Origin of the sequence: Bradyrhizobium sp. 137, from assembly GCF_023074095.1 — a bacterium.
In the GTDB taxonomy this organism is placed as follows: Bacteria; Pseudomonadota; Alphaproteobacteria; order Rhizobiales; family Xanthobacteraceae; genus Bradyrhizobium.
In genome coordinates this window covers 186662-206967 of the sequence record NZ_JADPKU010000055.1, presented here as the reverse complement: position 1 = coordinate 206967, position 20306 = coordinate 186662, and the positions used below count along the sequence as shown (strand labels likewise).

At 63.9% G+C, this 20306-nt stretch carries 18 protein-coding genes and 1 pseudogene; 9 read left to right on the top strand and 10 right to left on the bottom strand.

All coding sequences use genetic code 11. From position 1 onward, the window contains the following. Window positions 1–2: 2 nt before the first annotated feature. Window positions 3–926, bottom strand: coding sequence for a polyprenyl synthetase family protein (locus tag IVA78_RS17385; RefSeq protein ID WP_247466716.1), 924 nt, complete (start codon window positions 924–926; stop codon window positions 3–5). Window positions 927–1086: 160 nt separating this feature from the next. On the opposite strand from IVA78_RS17385, the gene mtgA reads away from it, so the two are divergent. The 3 genes from mtgA (at window position 1087) to IVA78_RS17370 (ending at window position 2908) form a co-directional block, all read left to right on the top strand. Then, window positions 1087–1761 (top strand): monofunctional biosynthetic peptidoglycan transglycosylase, encoded by a 675-nt coding sequence (mtgA, locus tag IVA78_RS17380; RefSeq protein WP_247281953.1) that lies wholly within the window; start codon window positions 1087–1089, stop codon window positions 1759–1761. 170 nt (window positions 1762–1931) lie between these two features. Beyond that, a complete protein-coding gene (gene rpmF, locus IVA78_RS17375) occupies window positions 1932–2114 on the top strand; it encodes a 50S ribosomal protein L32 (protein ID WP_007598106.1) in 183 nt (60 codons plus the stop codon). A 140-nt stretch (window positions 2115–2254) separates the two neighbouring features. After that, window positions 2255–2908 (top strand): hypothetical protein, encoded by a 654-nt coding sequence (locus IVA78_RS17370; RefSeq protein ID WP_247282054.1) that lies wholly within the window; start codon window positions 2255–2257, stop codon window positions 2906–2908. Here IVA78_RS17370 and IVA78_RS17365 read toward each other — a convergent pair whose 3' ends face one another. Beyond that, complete coding sequence (locus tag IVA78_RS17365) at window positions 2909–3169, bottom strand: hypothetical protein (RefSeq protein ID WP_247282053.1); 261 nt, start codon at window positions 3167–3169, stop codon at window positions 2909–2911. A gap of 220 nt (window positions 3170–3389) precedes the next feature. Between IVA78_RS17365 and IVA78_RS17360 the strand changes: the two genes are divergently transcribed. Continuing rightward, window positions 3390–5084 carry a bifunctional diguanylate cyclase/phosphodiesterase gene (locus IVA78_RS17360; protein ID WP_247281952.1) on the top strand — a complete coding sequence of 565 codons (1695 nt, stop codon included), beginning with the start codon at window positions 3390–3392 and terminating at the stop codon, window positions 5082–5084. An 88-nt stretch (window positions 5085–5172) separates the two neighbouring features. On the opposite strand, the gene IVA78_RS17355 is transcribed toward IVA78_RS17360, so the two are convergent. From IVA78_RS17355 to IVA78_RS17320, 7 genes and pseudogenes are all read right to left on the bottom strand, one after another. Beyond that, window positions 5173–6681 carry a tripartite tricarboxylate transporter permease gene (locus tag IVA78_RS17355; RefSeq protein ID WP_247281951.1) on the bottom strand — a complete coding sequence of 503 codons (1509 nt, stop codon included), beginning with the start codon at window positions 6679–6681 and terminating at the stop codon, window positions 5173–5175. A 4-nt stretch (window positions 6682–6685) separates the two neighbouring features. Beyond that, window positions 6686–7171 (bottom strand): tripartite tricarboxylate transporter TctB family protein, encoded by a 486-nt coding sequence (locus tag IVA78_RS17350; protein WP_247281950.1) that lies wholly within the window; start codon window positions 7169–7171, stop codon window positions 6686–6688. 154 nt (window positions 7172–7325) lie between these two features. Continuing rightward, entirely contained in the window at window positions 7326–8303 is a 978-nt protein-coding gene (locus tag IVA78_RS17345) for a tripartite tricarboxylate transporter substrate binding protein (RefSeq protein ID WP_247281949.1), read from the bottom strand. Window positions 8304–8507: 204 nt separating this feature from the next. Beyond that, window positions 8508–10693 (bottom strand): annotated as a pseudogene (locus tag IVA78_RS34590) (EAL domain-containing protein). Window positions 10694–10985: 292 nt separating this feature from the next. Beyond that, window positions 10986–11861, bottom strand: coding sequence for an acyl-CoA acyltransferase (locus IVA78_RS17330; RefSeq protein WP_247281947.1), 876 nt, complete (start codon window positions 11859–11861; stop codon window positions 10986–10988). 41 nt (window positions 11862–11902) lie between these two features. Continuing rightward, window positions 11903–12883, bottom strand: coding sequence for an amino acid--[acyl-carrier-protein] ligase (locus IVA78_RS17325; RefSeq protein ID WP_247466708.1), 981 nt, complete (start codon window positions 12881–12883; stop codon window positions 11903–11905). Between the two features lie 73 nt (window positions 12884–12956). Continuing rightward, window positions 12957–14174, bottom strand: a complete 1218-nt coding sequence (locus IVA78_RS17320; RefSeq protein WP_247281945.1) for an acyl-CoA dehydrogenase family protein — start codon at window positions 14172–14174, stop codon at window positions 12957–12959. Window positions 14175–14532: 358 nt separating this feature from the next. On the opposite strand from IVA78_RS17320, the gene IVA78_RS17315 reads away from it, so the two are divergent. From IVA78_RS17315 to mtnA, 3 genes are all read left to right on the top strand, one after another. Then, complete coding sequence (locus IVA78_RS17315) at window positions 14533–14805, top strand: phosphopantetheine-binding protein (RefSeq protein ID WP_247281944.1); 273 nt, start codon at window positions 14533–14535, stop codon at window positions 14803–14805. Between the two features lie 254 nt (window positions 14806–15059). Further along, window positions 15060–15935, top strand: coding sequence for an S-methyl-5'-thioadenosine phosphorylase (locus IVA78_RS17310; RefSeq protein WP_247281943.1), 876 nt, complete (start codon window positions 15060–15062; stop codon window positions 15933–15935). A gap of 18 nt (window positions 15936–15953) precedes the next feature. Continuing rightward, a complete protein-coding gene (gene mtnA / locus IVA78_RS17305; RefSeq protein ID WP_247281942.1) occupies window positions 15954–17060 on the top strand; it encodes an S-methyl-5-thioribose-1-phosphate isomerase in 1107 nt (368 codons plus the stop codon). A gap of 6 nt (window positions 17061–17066) precedes the next feature. Here the strand turns inward: mtnA and IVA78_RS17300 are convergent, their stop codons facing one another. Further along, window positions 17067–17702, bottom strand: a complete 636-nt coding sequence (locus tag IVA78_RS17300; protein ID WP_247281941.1) for an HAD-IA family hydrolase — start codon at window positions 17700–17702, stop codon at window positions 17067–17069. A 122-nt stretch (window positions 17703–17824) separates the two neighbouring features. Here IVA78_RS17300 and IVA78_RS17295 point away from each other — a divergent pair, with 122 nt between their 5' ends. Together IVA78_RS17295 and IVA78_RS17290 are read left to right on the top strand one after the other, a co-directional pair. Continuing rightward, complete coding sequence (locus IVA78_RS17295; protein ID WP_247281940.1) at window positions 17825–18583, top strand: trypsin-like serine protease; 759 nt, start codon at window positions 17825–17827, stop codon at window positions 18581–18583. 125 nt (window positions 18584–18708) lie between these two features. Next, window positions 18709–20211, top strand: a complete 1503-nt coding sequence (locus tag IVA78_RS17290) for an NAD(P)/FAD-dependent oxidoreductase (protein WP_247281939.1) — start codon at window positions 18709–18711, stop codon at window positions 20209–20211. The last annotated feature ends 95 nt before the right edge of the window (window positions 20212–20306 follow it).

Here is a 20306-nt window from a genome sequence, read left to right as displayed (position 1 = left end):
CGTCAGTTCTTCCGTTCGGCGACGAATCGCGCCGCGGCTTGCAGCACGGCAGCGCGGTCGTCGAAGATCGACACGGCGCTGTCGGCTCGCGCGAGCAGGTCGCGCAGGCGCTGCTTGGCGCCTTCAATGCCGAGCTGGGTGACGAAGGTGGTCTTGCCAAGCGCGGCGTCCTGGCCCGACGGCTTGCCGAGCGCTGCCGCATCGCCCTCGACGTCGAGCAGATCGTCGGCGATCTGGAAGGCTTCGCCGAGCGCACGGCCGTAATCGTCGAGCGCCTGATATTCCGCACTCGAGGCCTGGCCGAGGATCGCGCCGGCGATGCAGCCATAGCGCAGAAGCGCGCCCGTCTTCATCTGCTGCAGGCGCGCGACATCGACGGGCTCGCGGTCGCCGAAGCGGCCTTCGCCGGCGAGGTCGAGGATCTGGCCACCGACCATGCCGCCAATGCCGGCGCAGCGCGCCAGCGCCCGTGTCAGCAGCAGCCGCACATTGGCGTCGCGATGGATCTCGTCGCGGGTGATGATGTCGAAGGCGAGCGTCAGCAGGCCGTCGCCGGCGAGGATTGCGGTGGCGTCATCGGTCTTCTTGTGCAGGGTGGGGCGGCCGCGGCGCAGGTCCGAATTGTCCATCGCCGGCAGGTCGTCATGGATCAGCGAGTAGCAGTGGATGCATTCGAGCGCCGCGCCCGCGAGCAGCGCGGCTTCGCGCGGCACACCGAACACGGCGGCGCTTTCGACCACCAGGAACGGCCGCAGACGCTTGCCGCCATTGAGGCTCGAATAGCGCATTGCGTCCATCAGTCGCTTGGGGCGGGCGATCTCATCGGGCAGGATGTCGTCCGACAACAGGCGCCCGAGCAGGGCCTCGGTGTCGTCAGCGGTCTTGTCCAGACGTTTGGCGAAATCGGACGGGGACGTGCCGGTCATCAAGAAAGGCTCCAGAACAAAAATTCGGCGGGACAATCCTTTATGAGTCGGCCCCAGTCAATCGTTTGGAAGGCCTAAAAACTGCTGGAAAAGGCCCGAATTATCACAGACTTAATGGCCGGCCCGTGGCCGCGTTTCATTTTGCGCCGGAAAGGTCGATTTGCGCATCGTCAAGATCCTGCTGGTCGTGCTCGCGGTCGTGGCTCTCGCGCCCTATGTGATCGCGCCGTTTTACCGGACCGGCCATCCGGTTTCGACGCTGATAGCCTGGCGTTCGCTTCGGGGCGCGCCGATGCAGCGCCAATGGATCGATCTGGCGGCGATGTCGCCGTATCTGCCGCGGTCGGTGGTGGCCGCCGAGGACGCGCATTTCTGCAAGCATCACGGCATCGATTGGGGGGCGCTGCGCGAGGCGATCGATGACGCCCAGGAGGACGGTACGCCGTTCCGGGGCGCCTCCACCATCACCCAGCAGGTCGCAAAAAACCTGTTCCTCTGGCAGGGGCGGGACTTCGTCCGCAAGGCGCTGGAATTCCCTTTGGCTCTGTGGATCGACCTCGTCTTGCCCAAGCAGCGAATCCTGGAGATCTACCTCAACATCGCAGAACTCGGCCCGCAGGGGCAGTTTGGCGTCGAGGCGGCCAGCCTCTATGCCTTCGGCAAGTCGGCCGCCAGCCTCTCCTCCCGGGAAGCCGCCCTTCTGGCCTCGATCCTGCCCAATCCGGTCAAACGCAGTGCCCGGACCCCCGGACCGGGTGTCAGGCGGCTGGCAGCAACCTATGTGGCGCGGGGGCAGGCGAGCTCGCTTGCGACCTGCTGGCACGAAAATCGCTGATTCCGGGCCCATTCCGGGCGTATTTTCCGGCCCAAGAGCCTAGCTTTACGGCCAGCCTTCCTCTATAAGCGCGGCCTTGATCGGCATTCAGCTCGCCTCGTATTGCGGGTGCTGAGCCGTCCCTTCGCGGACGATGCCCTGATGACACCAATCCCTAGAGGATAACTGAAATGGCCGTTCCGAGAAGAAAAACCTCGCCGTCGCGCCGCGGCATGCGCCGCTCGGCCGATGCCATCAAGAAGCCGACCTATGTGGAAGACAAGGACTCCGGCGAGCTCCGTCGTCCGCACCATCTCGACCTCAAGACCGGCATGTACAAGGGTCGCCAGGTCCTGAAGAAGAAAGAGTCCTGAGGGCAGGACCTTTCTTCGGGCGGGCCGATTGGCCTGCCTGATTTCGGCCACCCCATGAGATAGACGGGGAGGCGGCGGAGCAAATGCTTCGCCGCTGTATTATCCTGTCCGGATATCTTGATCGAGAAGGCATCTTGCCGATGGTCGGTTTCCCGCTACTTCTGATTCCGCTCGCGGTCTACAATATCATCGCCTTCCTGATGCCGACGGTGTCCTTTACGGACGTGCTGTTTAAGGTGCCGATGGTGTCCGGCGAGACTTGGCCGGTCACGCTTGCCGATCTGCTGCTCGCGCTCGGGGTGGTGCTGCTGCTGCTCGAGGTGGTCAAAGGCGCGCGGCCCGGCTCGAAATTCCTGATGGATCACCTGCTGTCGCTGATCGTGTTCGGCGCGGCCGCCGCCGAATTCGTGATGTGGCCCAAATTCGGCAATTCCACCTATTTCCTGCTTGTGCTGCTCGCGATGGCCGACTTCCTCGGCGGCATCGCCCAGCGCACGCGCCGTCGCGTCACCTATGTCGCCGAGACGACGATGGCTGCGCCACGCAAGGCCAAGCGCCAGGCCGAAGCGTCGGCGGACGATGTGGCGTCCGAGCGCAAATTCGAGCCGGTGATCGCGCCACAGCCGGCACCGGTCGTGCCACCCGCACCCTCGGCGCAATCCGTCGCCGAATCCGTGCTGACGGATCATCCCGCGCCGAAGCCGGTGCAAAGCGCGCCGTCGCCGGAAATCCCCTCGCCGCATCTTCAGCCGGGCAACGGCACGCCTTCCTCGCCGGATACACCGCCGCGCTGATCAAGCCACCTGCCGTGTCCGCGCGCTGACGCTCGGCAGCGGGCGCTTGCTGCCATAGGCCATCTGCGCATCTTCGGACGAGGCGCGGCGCAGCCGGCTCGCCTGGGGCAATTGCTCGGCATTGGCGATCAGCTGGGTGACGAAGCTCGGATCGGGTCGCGGCAGCGGTGCCTTATGGACCCACTGCAACGTCGGCATCAGCGGCACGAGGGCCGTGCCTGTCCCGTTGTCTCCTGCGTCCGCTCGATCAGTACTCAACATCGCAATCACCGTTGATCCGGCGGGATTGTCGCGTTTCGGGACGCTGGCGCCGGTGCGTGCCATGTACTCGCAAGCCCTATGCCGGCCGGGCCGGATTGGTTCCCGGGTGCCGACAAACGTGGTTTCCAAATTGTTTATCAACTTTGCCTAGGGTCGAGGCCGAATCTGGCTTTATCCTGTGCCGGCTCAGGACTTCCCGCTGTCCCGAAACGAGGCGACTTTGACCCCAGCATTGCCGCAAGCCTCCGACATCCTGGCCGCACTCGGCCAGGCCGTGTTCGCCTGGGACATCGCCAGCGACGTCATCGTCTGGGGTGAACAGGTCAGCGCCGTCTTCCCGGGCATTCCCGCCGAGCGGCTCGCCACCGGGGCCGAATTTGCCAAGCTGATCGAGCCTGCGCAATCGCTACGGAGCGCTGCGCTGGCGCAGACCTCTGCCGTGCACGGTGCCGGCGGCACGCCTTATCGGGTCGAGTACGGCGTGCGCATGAGTGCTTCCGATCCTGTGATCTGGGTCGAGGAAACCGGCCGCTGGTTTGCCGGTCCCGACGGCCGCCCCACGCGCGCGATCGGCTCCGTCCGCATCAACAACGAGCGTCATGCCCGCGACGAGGAATTGACGAAGCTGGCCCGGCTCGATCCGCTCACCGGCGAGCTCAACCGCTCCCATCTGATCGCGTCACTGGCCGAGGCGATCGAGGAGACGACCCGCTTCCGCTCGACCGCAGCCTTCATGCTGGTCGGCATCGATCATCTCGCCCGCGTCAACGACGCCTTCGGCTTCGACGTTGCCGACGCGGTGATCCTCGACGTCGCCAAGCGCATTCGCGCGCGCTTGCGCGGCGGCGACGTGCTCGGCCGCTTCTCCGGCAACAAGTTCGGCCTGATCCTGAAGAACTGCACCGTCGACGACATGAACGTTGCCGCCGAGCGCTTCCTCGCCGGCATCCGGGACGAGGTGGTACCGACGAAATCAGGCCCGGTCTCGGTCACCGCGTCGATCGGCGCGGTCAGCGTGCCGCGCTATGCCCGCACCACCGACGAGGCGGTCAACCGCGCCCATGAGACGCTCGACGCCGCAAAGCGCCGCCGCGTCGGCTCGTTCGCCGCATGGCGCCCGGATCCCGCGCGCGACGCGCAGCGCCGCGTTAACATCCGCGTCACCGACGAGATCGTCACCGCGCTGAACGAGCGCCGCATCAAGCTCGCCTATGAGCCGGTGGTCTCGGCCGCCTCGCGCGAACGCGCGTTCCACGAATGCCTGGTGCGGATGGATCAGGGCGATGGCCAGGTGCTGCTCGCACCCGACATCGTGCCGGTCGCCGAACGGCTCGGTCTGATTCGCCTCGTCGATCATCGCGTGCTCGAGCTCGTGGTCGCCGAGCTCGCGGCTGCACCCGACATCTGCCTCAGCCTCAACATCTCGCCCGATACGACCATGGATCCCGATTGGTGGGCGGGGATCGAGTCGCTGATGCTGGCTCATCCCGGCGTCGCCGAGCGGCTGATCGTCGAGATCACCGAAACGGTCGCGATTCAGGACATCGATGATGTCCGCGGCTTTGTCACGCGGCTGAAGAATTTCGGCAGCCGCATTGCCATCGACGATTTTGGCGCCGGCTACACCTCCTTCAGGAACCTGCGCAAGCTCGGCGTCGACATCGTCAAGATCGACGGCGCCTTCGTTCAGAACGTCACGCGGTCCGCCGACGATCGCGCCTTCGTGCAGACCCTGATCGACCTCGCCCGCCGCCTCGAAATCAAGACGGTCGCCGAATGGGTGCAGGACGAAGAGGCCGCAAGCATGCTGCGCGACTGGGGCTGCGACTACATCCAGGGTCGTCTGATCGGCCTCGCCTCAGCCGAGCGGCCATGGGGCGCACCGCCGGACAATGCGCTGCCTGCGGCAGGGTAGGTGTTTTCGTTTTCGTCGCGCGGGGATCTCGCTTCACCTCTCCTTTGCGGGAGAGGGCGGATACGTCAGGCAGTAAGTATAAACCTCCTCACGCCCCTTCGTCCAACGCCACCAGCTCACGCTTCTTGCGCAGCGCGGGCAACAGTGGTGCGATCAGCAGCACCATCGCCAGCGCAAGACACGCCGCCGAGATCGGCCGCTGCACGAAGGTCCAGAGATCGCCCTGCGACAGGATCAGCGACTTGCGCAGATTGTTCTCCAGCATCGGTCCGAGCACGAAGGCGAGTACCAGTGGCGCGGGCTCATAGCCGAGCTTGCGCATGAAATAACCGATGATCCCGAACGCGATCATCACGTAAACGTCGAACACGTTGTTGCTGGAGCAGTAGACGCCCAGGATCGTGAACAGGATGATCAGGGGGAAGAGGATGTTATAGGGCAGCTTGAGCAGTTGCACCCACATGCCGATCATCGGCAGATTGAGGATCAGCAACATGACGTTGCCGATATACATGCTGGCGACGATGCCCCAGAACAGGCCGGGGTTTTGTGTGATCAGCAGCGGCCCCGGTTGCAGGCCGTGAATGACGAACGCGCCGAGCAGCAGCGCCATCACCACGTTCGGAGGGATTCCCAAGGTCATCAGCGGAATGAACGCGCCGCCGGCCGCCGCATTGTTGGCGGATTCGGGGCCTGCGACGCCCTCGATCGCGCCTTGGCCGAACCGCTCCGGCGTTTTCGACAGCCGCTTCTCCAGCGCGTAAGACGCGAACGAGGCCACCACGGCGCCGCCACCCGGCAGGATGCCGAGCAGAAAGCCGAGCAGCGTACCGCGTGCTACGGGACCGGCGCTCGCCTGCCAATCGGCCTTGTTGGGCAAGAGCTGCGTGATCTTGGTGTTGATGATGTCGCGCTTGATCGCCTGCTCGGTGTTGAGCAGCACCTCGGCGACGCCGAACAGGCCCATCACGACGGGCACGAGGCCGATGCCGTCGATCAACTCCATGCGGCCGAAGGTCAATCGCGGCTGCGCCGTGATGCTGTCGAGGCCGATCAGGCCGAGCACGACGCCGATGCAGGCCATCAGCAGCGCCTTCGGCATCGAGCCCTGGGTCAGGAAAGTGAGCACGACGAGGCCGAGCACCATCAGGCTGAAATACTCGGCCGGGCCAAAGGCGATGGCGATACTGGCAAGCCTCGGCGCCACCAGCATCAGCGCGATCAGCGCAAAAGTGCCGGCGATGAAGGAACCGAAGGCGGAGATGCCGAGCGCGGGGCCGGCGCGGCCCTGCTTCGCCATCTGGTGGCCGTCGATGCAGGTGACAACGGAGGCAGCTTCGCCGGGGATGTTGACCAGGATCGACGTGGTCGAGCCGCCATACATCGAGCCGTAATAGATGCCGGCCATCATGATGATGCCGGATTCCGGCGTGCCCGACAGCGTCACCGGCAACAGCAACGACATCGCCGAGATCGGCCCGATGCCCGGCAGCACGCCGACCAGCGTGCCAATGAAGACACCGATGAAGCAATAGAGCAGGTTGATCCAGGTCAGCGCAACGCCGAACCCGTGCGCGACATTGGCGAGCGTATCCATGCGATCAGCCGATCCCGAACAGGCCAGAGGGCAGCTGAATCAAGAGCAGGCGCTTGAGCACCCACCACATGCCGAGCGGAACAAGCACGGCGATTGGAATCGCCAGCGTCCAGCGCACGGGATCGATCAGGCGCAACAGCAGCAGCATCAACGGGATCGACGACAACAGGAATCCCAGCGGCTCCAGTGCGAACGAGAACGCGGTGAGGCAGGCGATGACGAGAAGTGGCTTGCTCCAACGCACATTTTCCCAGCGTGAGGCCAGCGTTGGCCCGCCCTCGGTGATTGCCGAGATGATGATGCTGGTTGCGAACACGCATATCAGGATGCCCGTGTAGAACAGCACGTAGCCGGAGCCGGGATCGTTGATGGTGCCGAGCTTGAGCTTCAGCCCCGACCAGATCACGAAGGCGCCGAGTGCGAGCCCGATCGACCCGCCCCAGAGTTCGGAGTTGCTGAGGCGGAGTTTGACGTTGGTTTGGTTGTTCATCGCTTGTCTCTCAGCCGTTCCCCGGACGCTGCGCAGCACGAAGTGGTGCGCTGCAGATCCGGAGGTCCGATGGTTCGTGGCAAGGTGGTTCCGGCTCTGCGGTGCATCGCTGAAGAAGCGCTGCACCGCGTCCGGGACACGGAAGCGGCTCAGCCTATTTCTTCGCCAGCCCGAGTGTCTCGATCACCTTGCGCTCGGACTCCGTGACCTCGACAACGAACTTCTTGTAATCCTCTGTGTTCTTGTAGTTCGGCACCATGTCATATTTGGCGAGCGTTGCCACGACGGCCGGGTCTTCGACCGCCTTTTTGAACGCATCGTGCAGCTTGGCGACGATTTTCGGATCCATCCCCTTCGGGCCGGCGATGCCGAACGGGGAGTCATAGACCATGGGATAGCCGAGTTCCTTCAGCGTCGGTACATCCGGGTAATTCGGCGAGCGGGCACCAGTCCACACCATCAATAACCGCAGCTTGCCAGCGTCGACCAGCGGCCGCCATCCCGTGGAGTCTGCCTGAAGCATTGTATGCTGCCCCAGGACCGCGGCGTTGGTTTCCGCGCCGCCTTTGAACGGCACCTGGGTGAGCTTGATGCCGGACATCGCCGCGATCTGCTCCATGCCGATGTGCAGCGAGGTGCCGGTGCCCGGCGTCGCGTAGGTCACCTTGCCCGGGTTCGCCTTGGCGAACTCCACCACGTCCTTCCAACTCTTGAACTGGGACTCCGCGTTGGTGGTGACGCCGAAGGTATAGCCGGTGAGATGGATGATGTAGGTAAAATCCTTCGCCGGATCCCATGACACCTCCTGCATCAAGGGCAAGCGGAAGACGGTGATCGGGATCTGGGAGATGGTGTAGCCATCCGGCTTCGCGGCCGCGGCCATGGTTGCAGGCCCCACGGTGCCGCCGCCGCCGGCCTTGTTGTCGATCACGATGGGCTGACCCAGGACCTTCGAAGCGCTGTCGGCGATCGCCCGCATCGAGATGTCAGTCGAACCACCGGCCGGCCAGGGCACGATCAGCGTAATCGGCTTGGTAGGATAGTCCTGCGCACTGGTGGCAGTGGAGAGCACTGCGCCTATGACCGCATGTATGGCGGCAAAGGCAATCGTCTTCAGCCCGGATCGCGACATAGAAACGCCTCCCTCGCAGCGGCCTCGCTCAAGCCGCCGTCTCTCATTTTGTGGGACGATTGTTCCCGAAATCACGAGAGAAGAAAAGCGCCATTGCGTCTGTGCCAGGCAAGGAGCGAGACGGCACTTCCGCCGGAAACCATCCATGCGACAATTGGTCGTTCGGCGGCGTGCCGAGATACGGAATTTGAGCGGGCGAAGCCGCTACGCCACGCGCCGGATTGCGCTCAGCGTCTCGATGATGCCGCCGACTTCGGCCGCCGGGCACGGCTTGCCGAAATAATAGCCCTGCACGGCGGTGCAGCCGCATTCGCGCACGAAGTCGAGTTGCTCCGCGGTCTCCACCCCCTCCGCCGTGGTCTCGACCCCGAGCACGGAGCCGAGGCTGGCGATGGTGCGGACGATGGCGACGCTTTCGGGGCTCTCGCCGAGGGTGCCGACGAAAGAGCGGTCGATCTTGATGCGATCGAACGGAAATTTGCGCAAATAGCTCAGCGAGGAATAGCCGACGCCAAAATCGTCGAGGCTGACCCGCACGCCGAGTGCGCGGAGCTGGTGCAGGATCTCTATCGTCGCCTCGCTGTCGTCGAGCAGCGCCGTCTCGGTGACCTCGAGCTCGAGGCGTTGTGGCGACAGGCCGGCTTCCGCAAGTGCGCTCGTGACCATCGTCACCAAGCCGCGCGAGCGGAACTGCACCGGCGACAGGTTTACCGCGATGGTGACCTCGGGCCAGGATACAGCGGACGCACAGGCGGTTCGCAGCACCCTTTCGCCGATCGGGACGATCAGCCCGGTCTCTTCCGCGATCGGAATGAATTCGGCCGGCGAGACGAAGCCGCGCGAGGGATGCTTCCAGCGCAACAGCGCTTCGAAGCCGGTCAGCTCGGAATTGTCGAGCCGCACTTGCGGCTGGAACACGAGATGGAATTCACGTGCTTCCAACGCGCCGCGCAGATCGTGCTCCAGCGCATGCCGGCTGCGCGCCTCTTCCTCCATCTCGGGCTCGAACAGCTGATAGGCGCCGCGGCCCTTGGCCTTAGCCTGGTAAAGGGCGAGGTCGGCGCATTTCATTAGCTCGTCGGCATCGAGCCCGTGGTCGGGCGCGACCGCGATACCGACGGAGACGCCGATATGGATCGACTGGTTTTCCAGCGGCGGGGGGTGGCCGATGATCTCGACCAGGCGACGGGCGAGCTTTTCAGCCGATTGCGGCTGCGGTCCGCGTTGGAGCACGGCGAATTCGTCGCCGCCGAGCCGCGCGACGGTATCATGCTCGCCGACATTCTCCTTCAGCCGCGCCGCAACCCAGCGCAGCAGGCGGTCGCCTGCCGCGTGGCCGAGGCGGTCGTTGACGGTCTTGAAATTATCGAGGTCGAAACACAGCACCGCCATCGCGCCGCCATCGACCGCTCGATCAGCTCGGAAAGATGCGTGCCGGGCCGTGTCTCCTCGGGCGACAGTCGGCAGATCGTGCGGTAGGTGGTGTTGCAGACGCGAAGCCGCATCTCGCTATCGTAGAAAGCGAGTCCGTGCGCCATGTTCTCCAGCGCCGCATCGAGGATGAAGTTCTGCTGCCTCAGCGTTTCCTCGTATTGCAGCCGCTCGGTGACGTCCTCGTGCACCGTCACCCAGCCGCCGTCGGGAAGGAAGCGGGAGACCGCCTGCACCATCCGCCCGTCATAGCGCATGACCAGCAGGGTTTTCGCTTTCCTGGCGCGCACGTCAGCCAGCCTGGTGTGATGGAACTCATCGGCCCACATGCCCGTCAGGTTGCCGCGCGACATCCAGTGCTCGATCACTGTGCTGTGCGAGATGCCCGGCTTCACGATTTCGGAGTCGAGGTTGTAAAGGTCAAGGAACCGGCCGTTGCAGACGACGACGCGGCTGTCGGCATCGTACATGATGAGGCCGTGCGACATGTTCGCGAGCGCGTGCTGGCTACGCTCCGTCTGCACGCGCAATTCCGCCTCGAGTCGGGCGAGACGACTGACGTCGTCGCAGATCGTCATCCAGCCGCCGCCGGGGAGAGGCTTCAGCTCGAGCGCCATGACGAGGCCGCTGGCAAGCCGCTGTTCGGTGCGGAATGGCTTGCCCCCTGCAATTTGCGCCAACCGCGCCGAGTAAAGTGCATCAATCTCGTCCTGCGGAAAGTTTCCGCGCGTCGCGCTGTGGGCAAGCACCTCGCGATAGCTCGTGCCCACCCGCACGATATCGGCCGACATGTCGAACAGCGTGAGGTAGCGCTGATTGACCAGCACGATCCGGTTGTGGGCATCGTAGACGCAGACGCCCTGCTCCATGTGGTCGAGCGCAAGCTGGCTGAGCGCGACCAGGGCCTCGGGGACCTGTTCGCGGTGTGCACCATGCTCGTTCTCGCGGGTCGACATCATGAGAGTCGTGGATCTCGGCGGGCAATAGACTTAACGCGACGTAATTCAGCCGCCGAGGGTAGCGAAGAGGCCGGAAAATTCCCTTAAGGGCAGTAGTTTACGGAGAGTGACCGGCGGTGCAGAGATGCGTGTGCACGGAGTATCACTGTCATCCTGAGGTGCCGGAGCATAGCTGAGATCTGGAAGGGCGTCGGGCCGGCTGCATCGCGGCCGGTTCATCCTTCGAGGCGTGCCGCGCTGCACAGGGCGAGCACCTCCGGATGACGGGCCAAGGCGCAGCCTGCCGGCCTGCTCAAGGCCCGTACAGCACCAGTTCCGTGTCGGTGAGATCGGCGAGCTGCGGCCGGTGCGGGCCCTTGAAATATTTGCGGCCGCGCCGTTCGGTGTAGAGGCCGACGAGGCCGGGAAGCGGGCCGTTGGAATCGACGGCCACCGCAATCTTGCCGAGCCGCAGCAACAGCCGGCCGATCCGGCCGGCGCAAGTGGCATATTCGGCGGTGTTGCGGCAGTAGATCAGCTTCATCGCAGGCGGCGCAATGAAGCCGCGGCGGATGCGCACCGGTTGCAGGATGAAGGGGAACGTTCCCTCCGGTGTGCGGCAGACGAGGCTGAGGCAATTGTAGCGCGCATGGCGTGTCAGCAACTCGGTCTCGGGTTCGCCAAGCCCCTGGATCGCCTTGGCGTGCGGCGAGATCACCTCGATCGTGCTCCAGCGCGGGGGGCGCGCCAGCGCAGGCACCGAGAAGAATATCCCGCAGCAATAGGCGCGAAAGCCCTGCGTCTCGATGATCGGCCAGGTCCACGGCGCCGGGCTGATGTTGAGATAAGTGACGTCCTTGTGCCGCTGCGCGATCTTGGTCAGCAGCGGCGCGTAGTTGCGGTAGGCCGGATCGACATACCAGCTCGACAAATTGCACTGGATGGCGGTCTCTTCGCCGTGCTGGCGCGCCGTGTAGATCAATAGCAGTACGCCGACCGGTGTGCCGTCATCCTCGAGCATGTAGCCGAAGCGCGGATAGCCCTCCGGCACGGTCCGGAAAGCCTGCCGGCGCAGGCCTTGTATCCAATAGTCCCGCGAGCGGCCGATGAAGCCGCCCGTCAGCAGGTCCGCGATGGCTTCGACATCGGGCTCGGTGATTTCGCGGCATCGGACCTTGGTGTGGATCACGCTCGTCTTGCCCGTGGAAATGGTCAGCCTCGTGAGTTCCGTTAGCGCCAGCCTTCGCCGTGGGCCTCGGCCGCAACATGCGGCTGTAAGCCCAGGACGTCCCGCACCCTGGCTGGCCAGGAAGCGGTATCAGTGCCGTGGGTGTGAAACAGGGCGACCGCGAGCCGGTCCATGCCGAAGGCAACGCAGCCGGTGTGGGCCGGCTCGCCATTGGCATCCTGAATGCCCCAGGTCGTGCCGAAATGCTCGCGGTGATAGTTGAAGCTCATGCAGGCGGTCGGCTGCTGCTCCGAGCGCAGCGGGATCAGGAGCTCGAACTTCAGCTGCTGCTGCTTCTGGCTCACCGCCTTCATCTGGCCGACGCGGCCGAAGAAAGGATCGCTGGCGTAGTCGACGCGGAAGGTCAGGCCGAGGTCGCGGGCGATCGCCTGCGCGCGCACCATCCAGCGCTCGCGGAAGTCGGCGACGTCATCGGGGCTGCCGATACAGACATATTCGCGCATCCGGAACGATTGCAGGCGGTCGAGATGCTTTGACGGCTCGCGGCGGAAGCAATCGGCGGCGACGTCGAAGCGCAGACCGCCCTTCGGCAATTGGCCTCGGCTTGCTGCGATCGGGTAGACGGGATAGCAGGCGGCTGGCGACAGCACGAGGTCGGCCGGCGAGAGCGATGAGGTCCAGTCGCCACCGGCATCAAAGCGGCTCACCGCAGCGTTGATCGCGCGTTCGGTGCCGTGCAGCCCGCAGACGCAGCCGAGCAGGTTCGGAAAGCTCTTGAGGTAGCCGGATTTCTCCAGCTGAGCCCGGCTCATCACCGGCGGAAAGCGCATCACCTCGGTTCCGGCCTCGCGATGGCCAGTGATCAGCGTGGCGAGCTTCTCGACGATGCCCTCGTAGAGCGCGGTGCGGGCGTAGACCCCGTCCGAGCCCATGCGGTGGAATAGCTTGTCGATGAGATGATCGAGCGGATCGATGATCTCTGGTGCGGTCGCGGGCGAATTGGGGAGGACGGCAATGTTCATGGAGTTGATGTCCTGCTATCTCAAATTGTTCTTGTTGGTTCAGTCGCCAAGGCTAGTCGGTCATGAAGGCACGTTAGTCACGAAGGCTCAATGGAACGCCGCTCATCAGCGTCGATGTCGCGGCGTTGGCGAGAATACGGTCATTGTTGATCATGATCGGCGACGACAGAACGTCGCGCAGGTGGCGGCCCATGGTGAACTCACCGTCGTTGCGGTAGCCGGAAAGGCCCGCTGTGCGCATCGCATGCATCACAGTCTCGACCGCGAGCTCGGAGGCCTGCACCTTTAAAAGCGTGATCGAGGATTGGAAGTCGAGCGAGCTCAGCGCGCGCTCGTCATGCTCGGCGCCGGCGAAGGCGTCGATGTTGGCAGCGATCAGCGCGCGCAGCTTTGCGAGTGACATCTTCGCGGCGGTGAAATGCGCCGCGGCCGGCGGCATTTGTCCGCCGGAGCTGCGGGCCGCTTTGCGAATGAAGGCCTGCGCACGGGTCACCGCGGCGGCGGCAATGCCGGCCCAAGCGGACGACCAGCATAGATGCGCGAATGGCGTCATGGTCTGGGCGTGGATCTTGTCATAGGATTCCGGGAAAACGCGGTCGGCGGGGCAATCCACCTTCAGCTCGAAACCGGTCGAGCAGGTGCCGCGCATGCCGAGCGTTTCCCAACCCAGCGTGCGCTTCAGCGAATAATCGTCCTTGGCGAGTGCCAGCAGCACTTGGTCGGAAGCGGCAGCGTCAGTGGCGCGGCGGGCGATGGTGACGAGACCGTCGGCTTCGGCGCCGTAGGAGATCACGGTGGCGTCGCGTACTAGCGACACGATGTCGCCGGCGTGATCGACGGCGGCGGCGCTGGCGCGGATGTTGCCGCCGTTCTGTCCCTCGGTGGTGGAAGAGGCGAGCAGCCACTGGTCGCGCGCGACCCGGCGCATCATGGTTTCCATCCAGGGGATGCCGTGGCCGTGCCTGACGACGCAGGCAACCTTGGTCTGGTGCATCGCGTAGATCATCGCGGTGGAAGCGCAGGCGCGTCCGAGCGTATAGCAGATGTCGGTGACATCGTAGATTGAGGCGCCAAAGCCGCCGAATTCGACCGGGATCATGACGCCAAGCAGTTTCTGCTCGCGCGCAACCTCGAAAGCCTTGTGGGGGAAGCGGGCGTCGCGATCGACCCCGTCTGCGTCGGCCGCTGCGGCAGCGGCTGTCCGGGCGGCACGCTCGATCAGGGAGGGGCCCTGCTCGAGAAAGCTCGTCTGCGTTTCGTCGACAGTGAGGACTGCTTCACGCACGTTCATGCTCGTCCGCCTCCGGTTCGCCGTTCGAGATCGCCGCCATCATTCGCGATGCCGCCGGCGATCCTCCGACCATCTTTGCTTGTGAGACGAGGCTACGGATTTAATTCAAATTCGTCGATGAAATAGAGGGTAAACAAAGCCCAATTCCGAACGAACAGTTAAGGTCAGGTTGTTGGAGGGGGCCGAAATTCAGCGGACCCGTTAGGATTCTGGAAGAGCCCTCCAAATTTTAGTCAATCTGAGTCATCGTTTACTAAGAAGGACGAAGTAATCCTCGCGCCCATTGCGGGATCGACTGGCCGTGCCCATCGTAGCCGGCAGTCCGGTCCGCCTCCGATAGACAGATGGGAATTTGCCGATGCAGGCTTTCAATACCGACATGCGCAATCGCATCATCAAGCTGGTGAAGGGCATCATCGAACAGAACTCGCTCACGGCGGACATCACGCCATCGGCGAAGCTCGTCGATGTCGGCCTGACCTCGATGGACATGGTCAATCTGATGCTCGGCGTCGAGGCCGAGTTCGACTTCACCATCCCGCAAGCCGAAATCACGCCGGAGAATTTCCAGACCGTCGAGACGCTGGAGCGGATGATCGCAGCTCAGCTGCAGCCGGCGAACGCAGCTTAGTTGAACCACTGCGGTCGTTCTGGCGAAAGCCAAGACCCATTTCCCAGGGAGCAGTTTTGCGGAGACCGGTCGTTCGGGACAAAGACCGTTCGCAACCGATAGACGTCGCAGTATGGGTCCTGCTTTCGCCAAGGCGACACCGATGGCGTGGCGATAGCGCCCGTTTCCTGACCACACCACCACCCCGTTCCAAATCTGGCGCAAAACTGGCATAGCTTGACCATGTCGCACGTGGCGGATGGGATGGAGCAGGCATGACGCAGGCGGTATTGGGCATCATCGGCGGTTCCGGCATCTATGATCTGCCGGGCCTAGAGGGTGCGCACGAAGAGGAGATCAAGAGCCCCTGGGGCGAGCCGTCAGCGCCCCTGCGCCGCGGCTCCATCGCCGGCTTGCCGATCGTGTTCCTTCCGCGGCACGACAAGGGACACCGACTGTCGCCCTCCGACATCAACTACCGCGCCAATATCGACGTCCTGAAGCGCGCAGGTGTCACCGACCTGATCTCGCTGTCGGCCTGCGGCTCCTTCAGGGAGGAACTTCCGCCCGGCACCTTCGTGCTGGTCGATCAGTTCGTCGACCGCACCCACAAGCGCGAGAGCTCGTTCTTCGGCCGCGGCTGCGTCGCCCATGTCTCGATGGCCCATCCGGTCTCGCCACGGCTGCGAATCCATCTTGCCGCAGCGGCCGAAGCCGAGGGGATCGCAATCGCGCGTAGCGGCACCTATGTCTGCATGGAGGGGCCGCAATTCTCCACTTATGCGGAGAGCATGACTTACAAGACGCTGGGCTATTCCGTGATCGGCATGACCAACATGCCCGAGGCCAAGCTCGCGCGGGAAGCCGAAATTTGCTATGCCACCGTTGCGATGGTGACGGATTTCGACTGCTGGCATCCCGACCACGATGCCGTGACCGTGCAGGACATCATCCGTGTGCTGAATTCGAACGCCGACAAGGCGAAGGCGCTGGTCGCGCGGCTGGCAAGGGATTTTCCGCGCGAACATGAGCCGTGCCCGATCGGCTCGGATCGCGCGCTCGACACCGCCCTGATCACGGCGCACGAGGCCCGGGATCCCGAGCTTTTGAAGAAACTCGATGCGGTGGCGGGGCGCATCCTGCGCGGTTGAGACGAAAGGCAGAATGCCATGAAGGTCGACGGCAAGCATTTTCGCAGCATCTGGCGCCAGCGCGACGGCTGGTCGGTCGGCGCGATCGACCAGCGCAGGTTGCCCCACGAGTTTGTTGTTGCGGAGCTGACGTCATGCGAGGAGGCGGCGGTCGCCATCCGCGACATGCTGGTGCGCGGCGCGCCGCTGATCGGCGCCACCGCCGCTTACGGCATCGCGCTCGCGATGCGCGAGGACGCCTCCGACGCCGGCCTGAAGCGTGCCTATGACACGCTCGTCGTGGCGCGGCCGACCGCGATCAATCTGAAATGGGCGCTGGACGAGATGCGCGCGAGGCTCGCACCGATCGATCCGGTTGAACGGGCGGAGGCGGCCTACGCGCGCGCCGACGAGATCGTCGAGCAGGACGTCGAAATCAACCGCGGCATTGCCGGCAACGGCCTGAAGCTGATCGAGGCGATCGCGGCGAAGAAGCCGGGCGATACGGTCAACGTTCTCACTCATTGCAACGCCGGCTGGCTTGCGACGGTCGACTGGGGCACCGCGACGGCGCCGATCTATCTTGCGCATGAGCGCGGCATCAAGATCCATGTCTGGGTCGACGAGACCCGCCCGCGCAATCAGGGCGCCTCGCTCACGGCTTGGGAGCTCGGCCATCACGGCGTGCCGCACACGGTGATCCCGGACAATACCGGTGGCCATCTGATGCAGCACAGCATGGTCGACCTCGCCATCGTCGGCACCGACCGCGTCGCTGCCAATGGCGACGTCTGCAACAAGATCGGCACCTATCTGAAGGCGCTCGCCGCGCACGACAACGGTGTGCCGTTCTACGTGGCGCTGCCGTCGCCGACGATCGATTTCGCCGTCCATGACGGCATCCGTGACATCCCGATCGAGCAGCGCAGTGGCTCTGAGGTCACCGACATGACCGGCCGCACCGCGGATGGGAGACTGGAGACGGTGCGCATCGTGCCGGAGGGCTCCCCGGTCGCGAATTATGCATTCGATGTGACACCGGCGCGGCTCGTGACCGGCCTCATCACCGAGCGCGGCGTGCTGAAGCCCGACCGCGCCTCGCTCGCGGCCGCGTTTCCGGAGCGGATCGCCTCCGCTGCAGAATAGGTTGGACTAGCAGAGCTTCAACCCCGTCGCGACCTCGAGCTCGGCGATGGCCTGGGCCCCGCTGGTGACCTTGATCGTGGTCATGCCCATCTCGCGAGCCGGCTTGAGATTGACGCCGAGATCGTCGAGATAAACGCAATTGTTGGGATCAACCTTCAGCGTCTCGACCATCAGCCGGTAGATGCGTGGATCGGGTTTGCGCAGGCCGATTTTGGCGGACTCGATGACGTGATCGAACAGTGCCATCACCTCGGCAATGTAGAGCGTGCGTCCCGTCAGGCTGCCGATGGCGTTGGCCGGCAGGTTGTTGGTGATGCAGCCGGTCTTGAATTGCGCCTTGATGCGCTTCAGCGCCTCGACCATCTCGGGACGCAGATCGCCCTGGAGCAGCGGCAGCACGTCGCGCCCGCGCACTTCTGCGCCAAGCGCTCGTGATTCCTCGGCGAACAAAAGATCGAACGTGTCGATATCCACCTCGGCGCGTTCAAACTTGGCCCAGGCATTTTCCAGATGGTTGGCGGCGTTGGTGCGCCGTATGATGTCGATGGGCAGGCCACGCTCGGTCTCGAACCGGGCGAACGCCTCGAACGGTGAGCTCGTCAACACGCCGCCAAAATCAAAGATCACAGCCTCGATCGTCAAGGTCCCGTCCTCGTCAATTCAGTGCCAGGATGGCTGACAAGACGGCTAGCACGCGCTATCGGCAAGGGCCAGCCTGAAGCAAACTCCGCCCCTTGACCGAAGGGCCTGCCAGACGTGTTCCCATGAAGACAATTGCGACATTCATCACCGCCATTCTGCTGCTCGCCACGCCTGCTCGCGCCATCGTCGGCGGCGGCACGCCGCAAGCGGAGGGTGTCGCGCGCGCCATCGTCACCATCGTTGGCTCGCGCGGCAATTTTTGCACCGGCAGCCTGATTGCACCGAAGCTGGTGCTGACGGTCGCTCACTGCGTGCAGCCCGGCGCGGACTACAAGATTGTCGATCGCGGCGGCGACGGCCAGCCGCAATTGCTGAACGTCCGTTCTGTCGCGATCCATCCGAATTTCAACATGCAGGCGATGCAGGCGCATCGGGCGACCGCCGACGTGGCACTGCTGCAACTGGAAATTCCACTGAAGGGAAAATCGACGGTGCCGGTCGGTGCACCGGATATTCCAATCCGCGTCGGCAGCCGCTTTACCATCGCCGGCGTCGGCGTCACAGTTCGCGGTGATGGCAAGAGCGGTGGCATTACGCGTGTGGCTGCGCTGGTCGCCACCGGCCAGCCCGGCACGCTGCAGATCCGGCTAGTTGATCCCCTAACCAACGGTGTTCGTGACGGAATCGGCGCTTGTACCGGCGATTCCGGCGGACCGGTGTTCGAGGACAAGCCGAACGGTGCCGTGCTCGTTGGCGTCGTCAGTTGGTCGACCGGGCCGAACGGCGCCGCAGGTTGCGGCGGGTTGACCGGGGTCACTCCGCTCACGCTCTACCGGGATTGGATCTTGCAGACCGCACGGAGCTGGGGTGCGGCACTGTGATTTGACCGCGACCGGATCTATGTCATGTTGAAACGGAAGCGCGATGGGCGACACTGCCTGTCGCGGAGGAAACGCGCCGTCCAGTCAAGGCCGGCCACGAAAAACGAGCAAGGCAACAAGCAACAATGAATGTCGCTGTTCGCGGTCACACCGCTACCAAGCAAGCTTCCGAACATTTCGACGTGCTGATCGTCGGCGCCGGCATCTCCGGCATCGGCAGCGCCTATCATCTCACCAAGCAGCTTCCGGGCACGAGCTTCGTCATTCTGGAGACGCAGGCGAGCTTCGGCGGCACATGGATCACACATCGTTATCCCGGTATCCGTTCGGACAGCGATCTCCACACCTTCGGCTATCGCTTCAAGCCCTGGGTCGGACCGCCGATCGCGACCGCCGAAGAGATCCTCGCCTACATGAACGAGGTGATCGAAGAGAACGATCTCGCGAAGCACATTCGCTACAAGCACAAGATCAATTCCGCGAGCTGGTCGAGTGAGCAAAGTCTCTGGACCATCGAGGCGGTAGCGACCGACACCGGCGAGCCGAAGACCTTCACCGCAAACTTCCTCTGGATGTGCCAGGGCTATTACCGGCATTCGGAGGGTTACACGCCAGAATGGAAGGGGATGGACCGGTTCAAGGGCCGCATCGTCCATCCGCAGACATGGCCCGACGACGTCGATCTCACGGGCAAGAAGGTGATCGTGATCGGCTCCGGCGCGACCGCGGCAACACTTGTTCCGAACATCGCGGACAAGTGCGCGCATGTCACGATGCTGCAGCGCTCGCCGACCTATTTCCGGCTCGGTCGCAACGCCATCGAAATCGCGGAGGAGCTGCGCAGGCTTCAAGTCGACGAGGAATGGATTCATGAGATCGTCCGGCGCAAGATTCTGTTCGAGCAGGATGCATTCACCAAGCTTTGCGTCTCCAAGCCGGAGCAGGTGAAGAAGGAGCTGATCGGTCAAATCAGCGCGGTCCTCGGCCCCGACTACGACGTCGAGACCCATTTCACGCCAAAGTACCGGCCGTGGCGGCAGCGCATCGCCTTCGTGCCGGATGCCGATCTGTTCAAGGGGATTGCCAGCGGCAAGGCCTCGGTCGTTACCGACGAGATCGAGTGCTTCGCCGAGAACGGCATCCAGCTCAAATCCGGCAAGCTGCTCGAAGCCGACGTCATCGTCACCGCGACCGGCTTCAACCTGGCCGCCCTGGGCGACATCGCCTTCGAGATCGACGGCAAGCCGCTCGCCTTCGGCGACACCGTCACCTATCGCGGCATGATGTTCACGGGTGTGCCGAACATGGTCTGGGTGTTCGGCTATTTCCGCGCGAGCTGGACGCTGCGCGTCGACCTTGTCGCCGATTTCGTCTGTCGGCTGCTCAGCCATATGAAGGGCAAAGGCGCAAAGAAGGTCGAGGTGAGATTGCGCCCCGAAGACCACAACATGCCGATCCTGCCCTGGATCGATCCGGAAAACTTCAACCCCGGATACATGATACGCAATATGGACCTGTTGCCGAAGCGCGGCGACAAGCCAGAATGGCAGCACAGTCAGGACTACTGGACCGAGAAGGACGAGATTCCGAAGACGGACCTGGACGATGCGGCGTTTGTGTATGGGTGAGGGGATTGCGGGAGCAGCGGCACGCCACGATTGTAAAGCCGTATAGGGCGCGCCGAGCATCGGCCGTCACAGGCGCACGTCACACGATCGGCCGT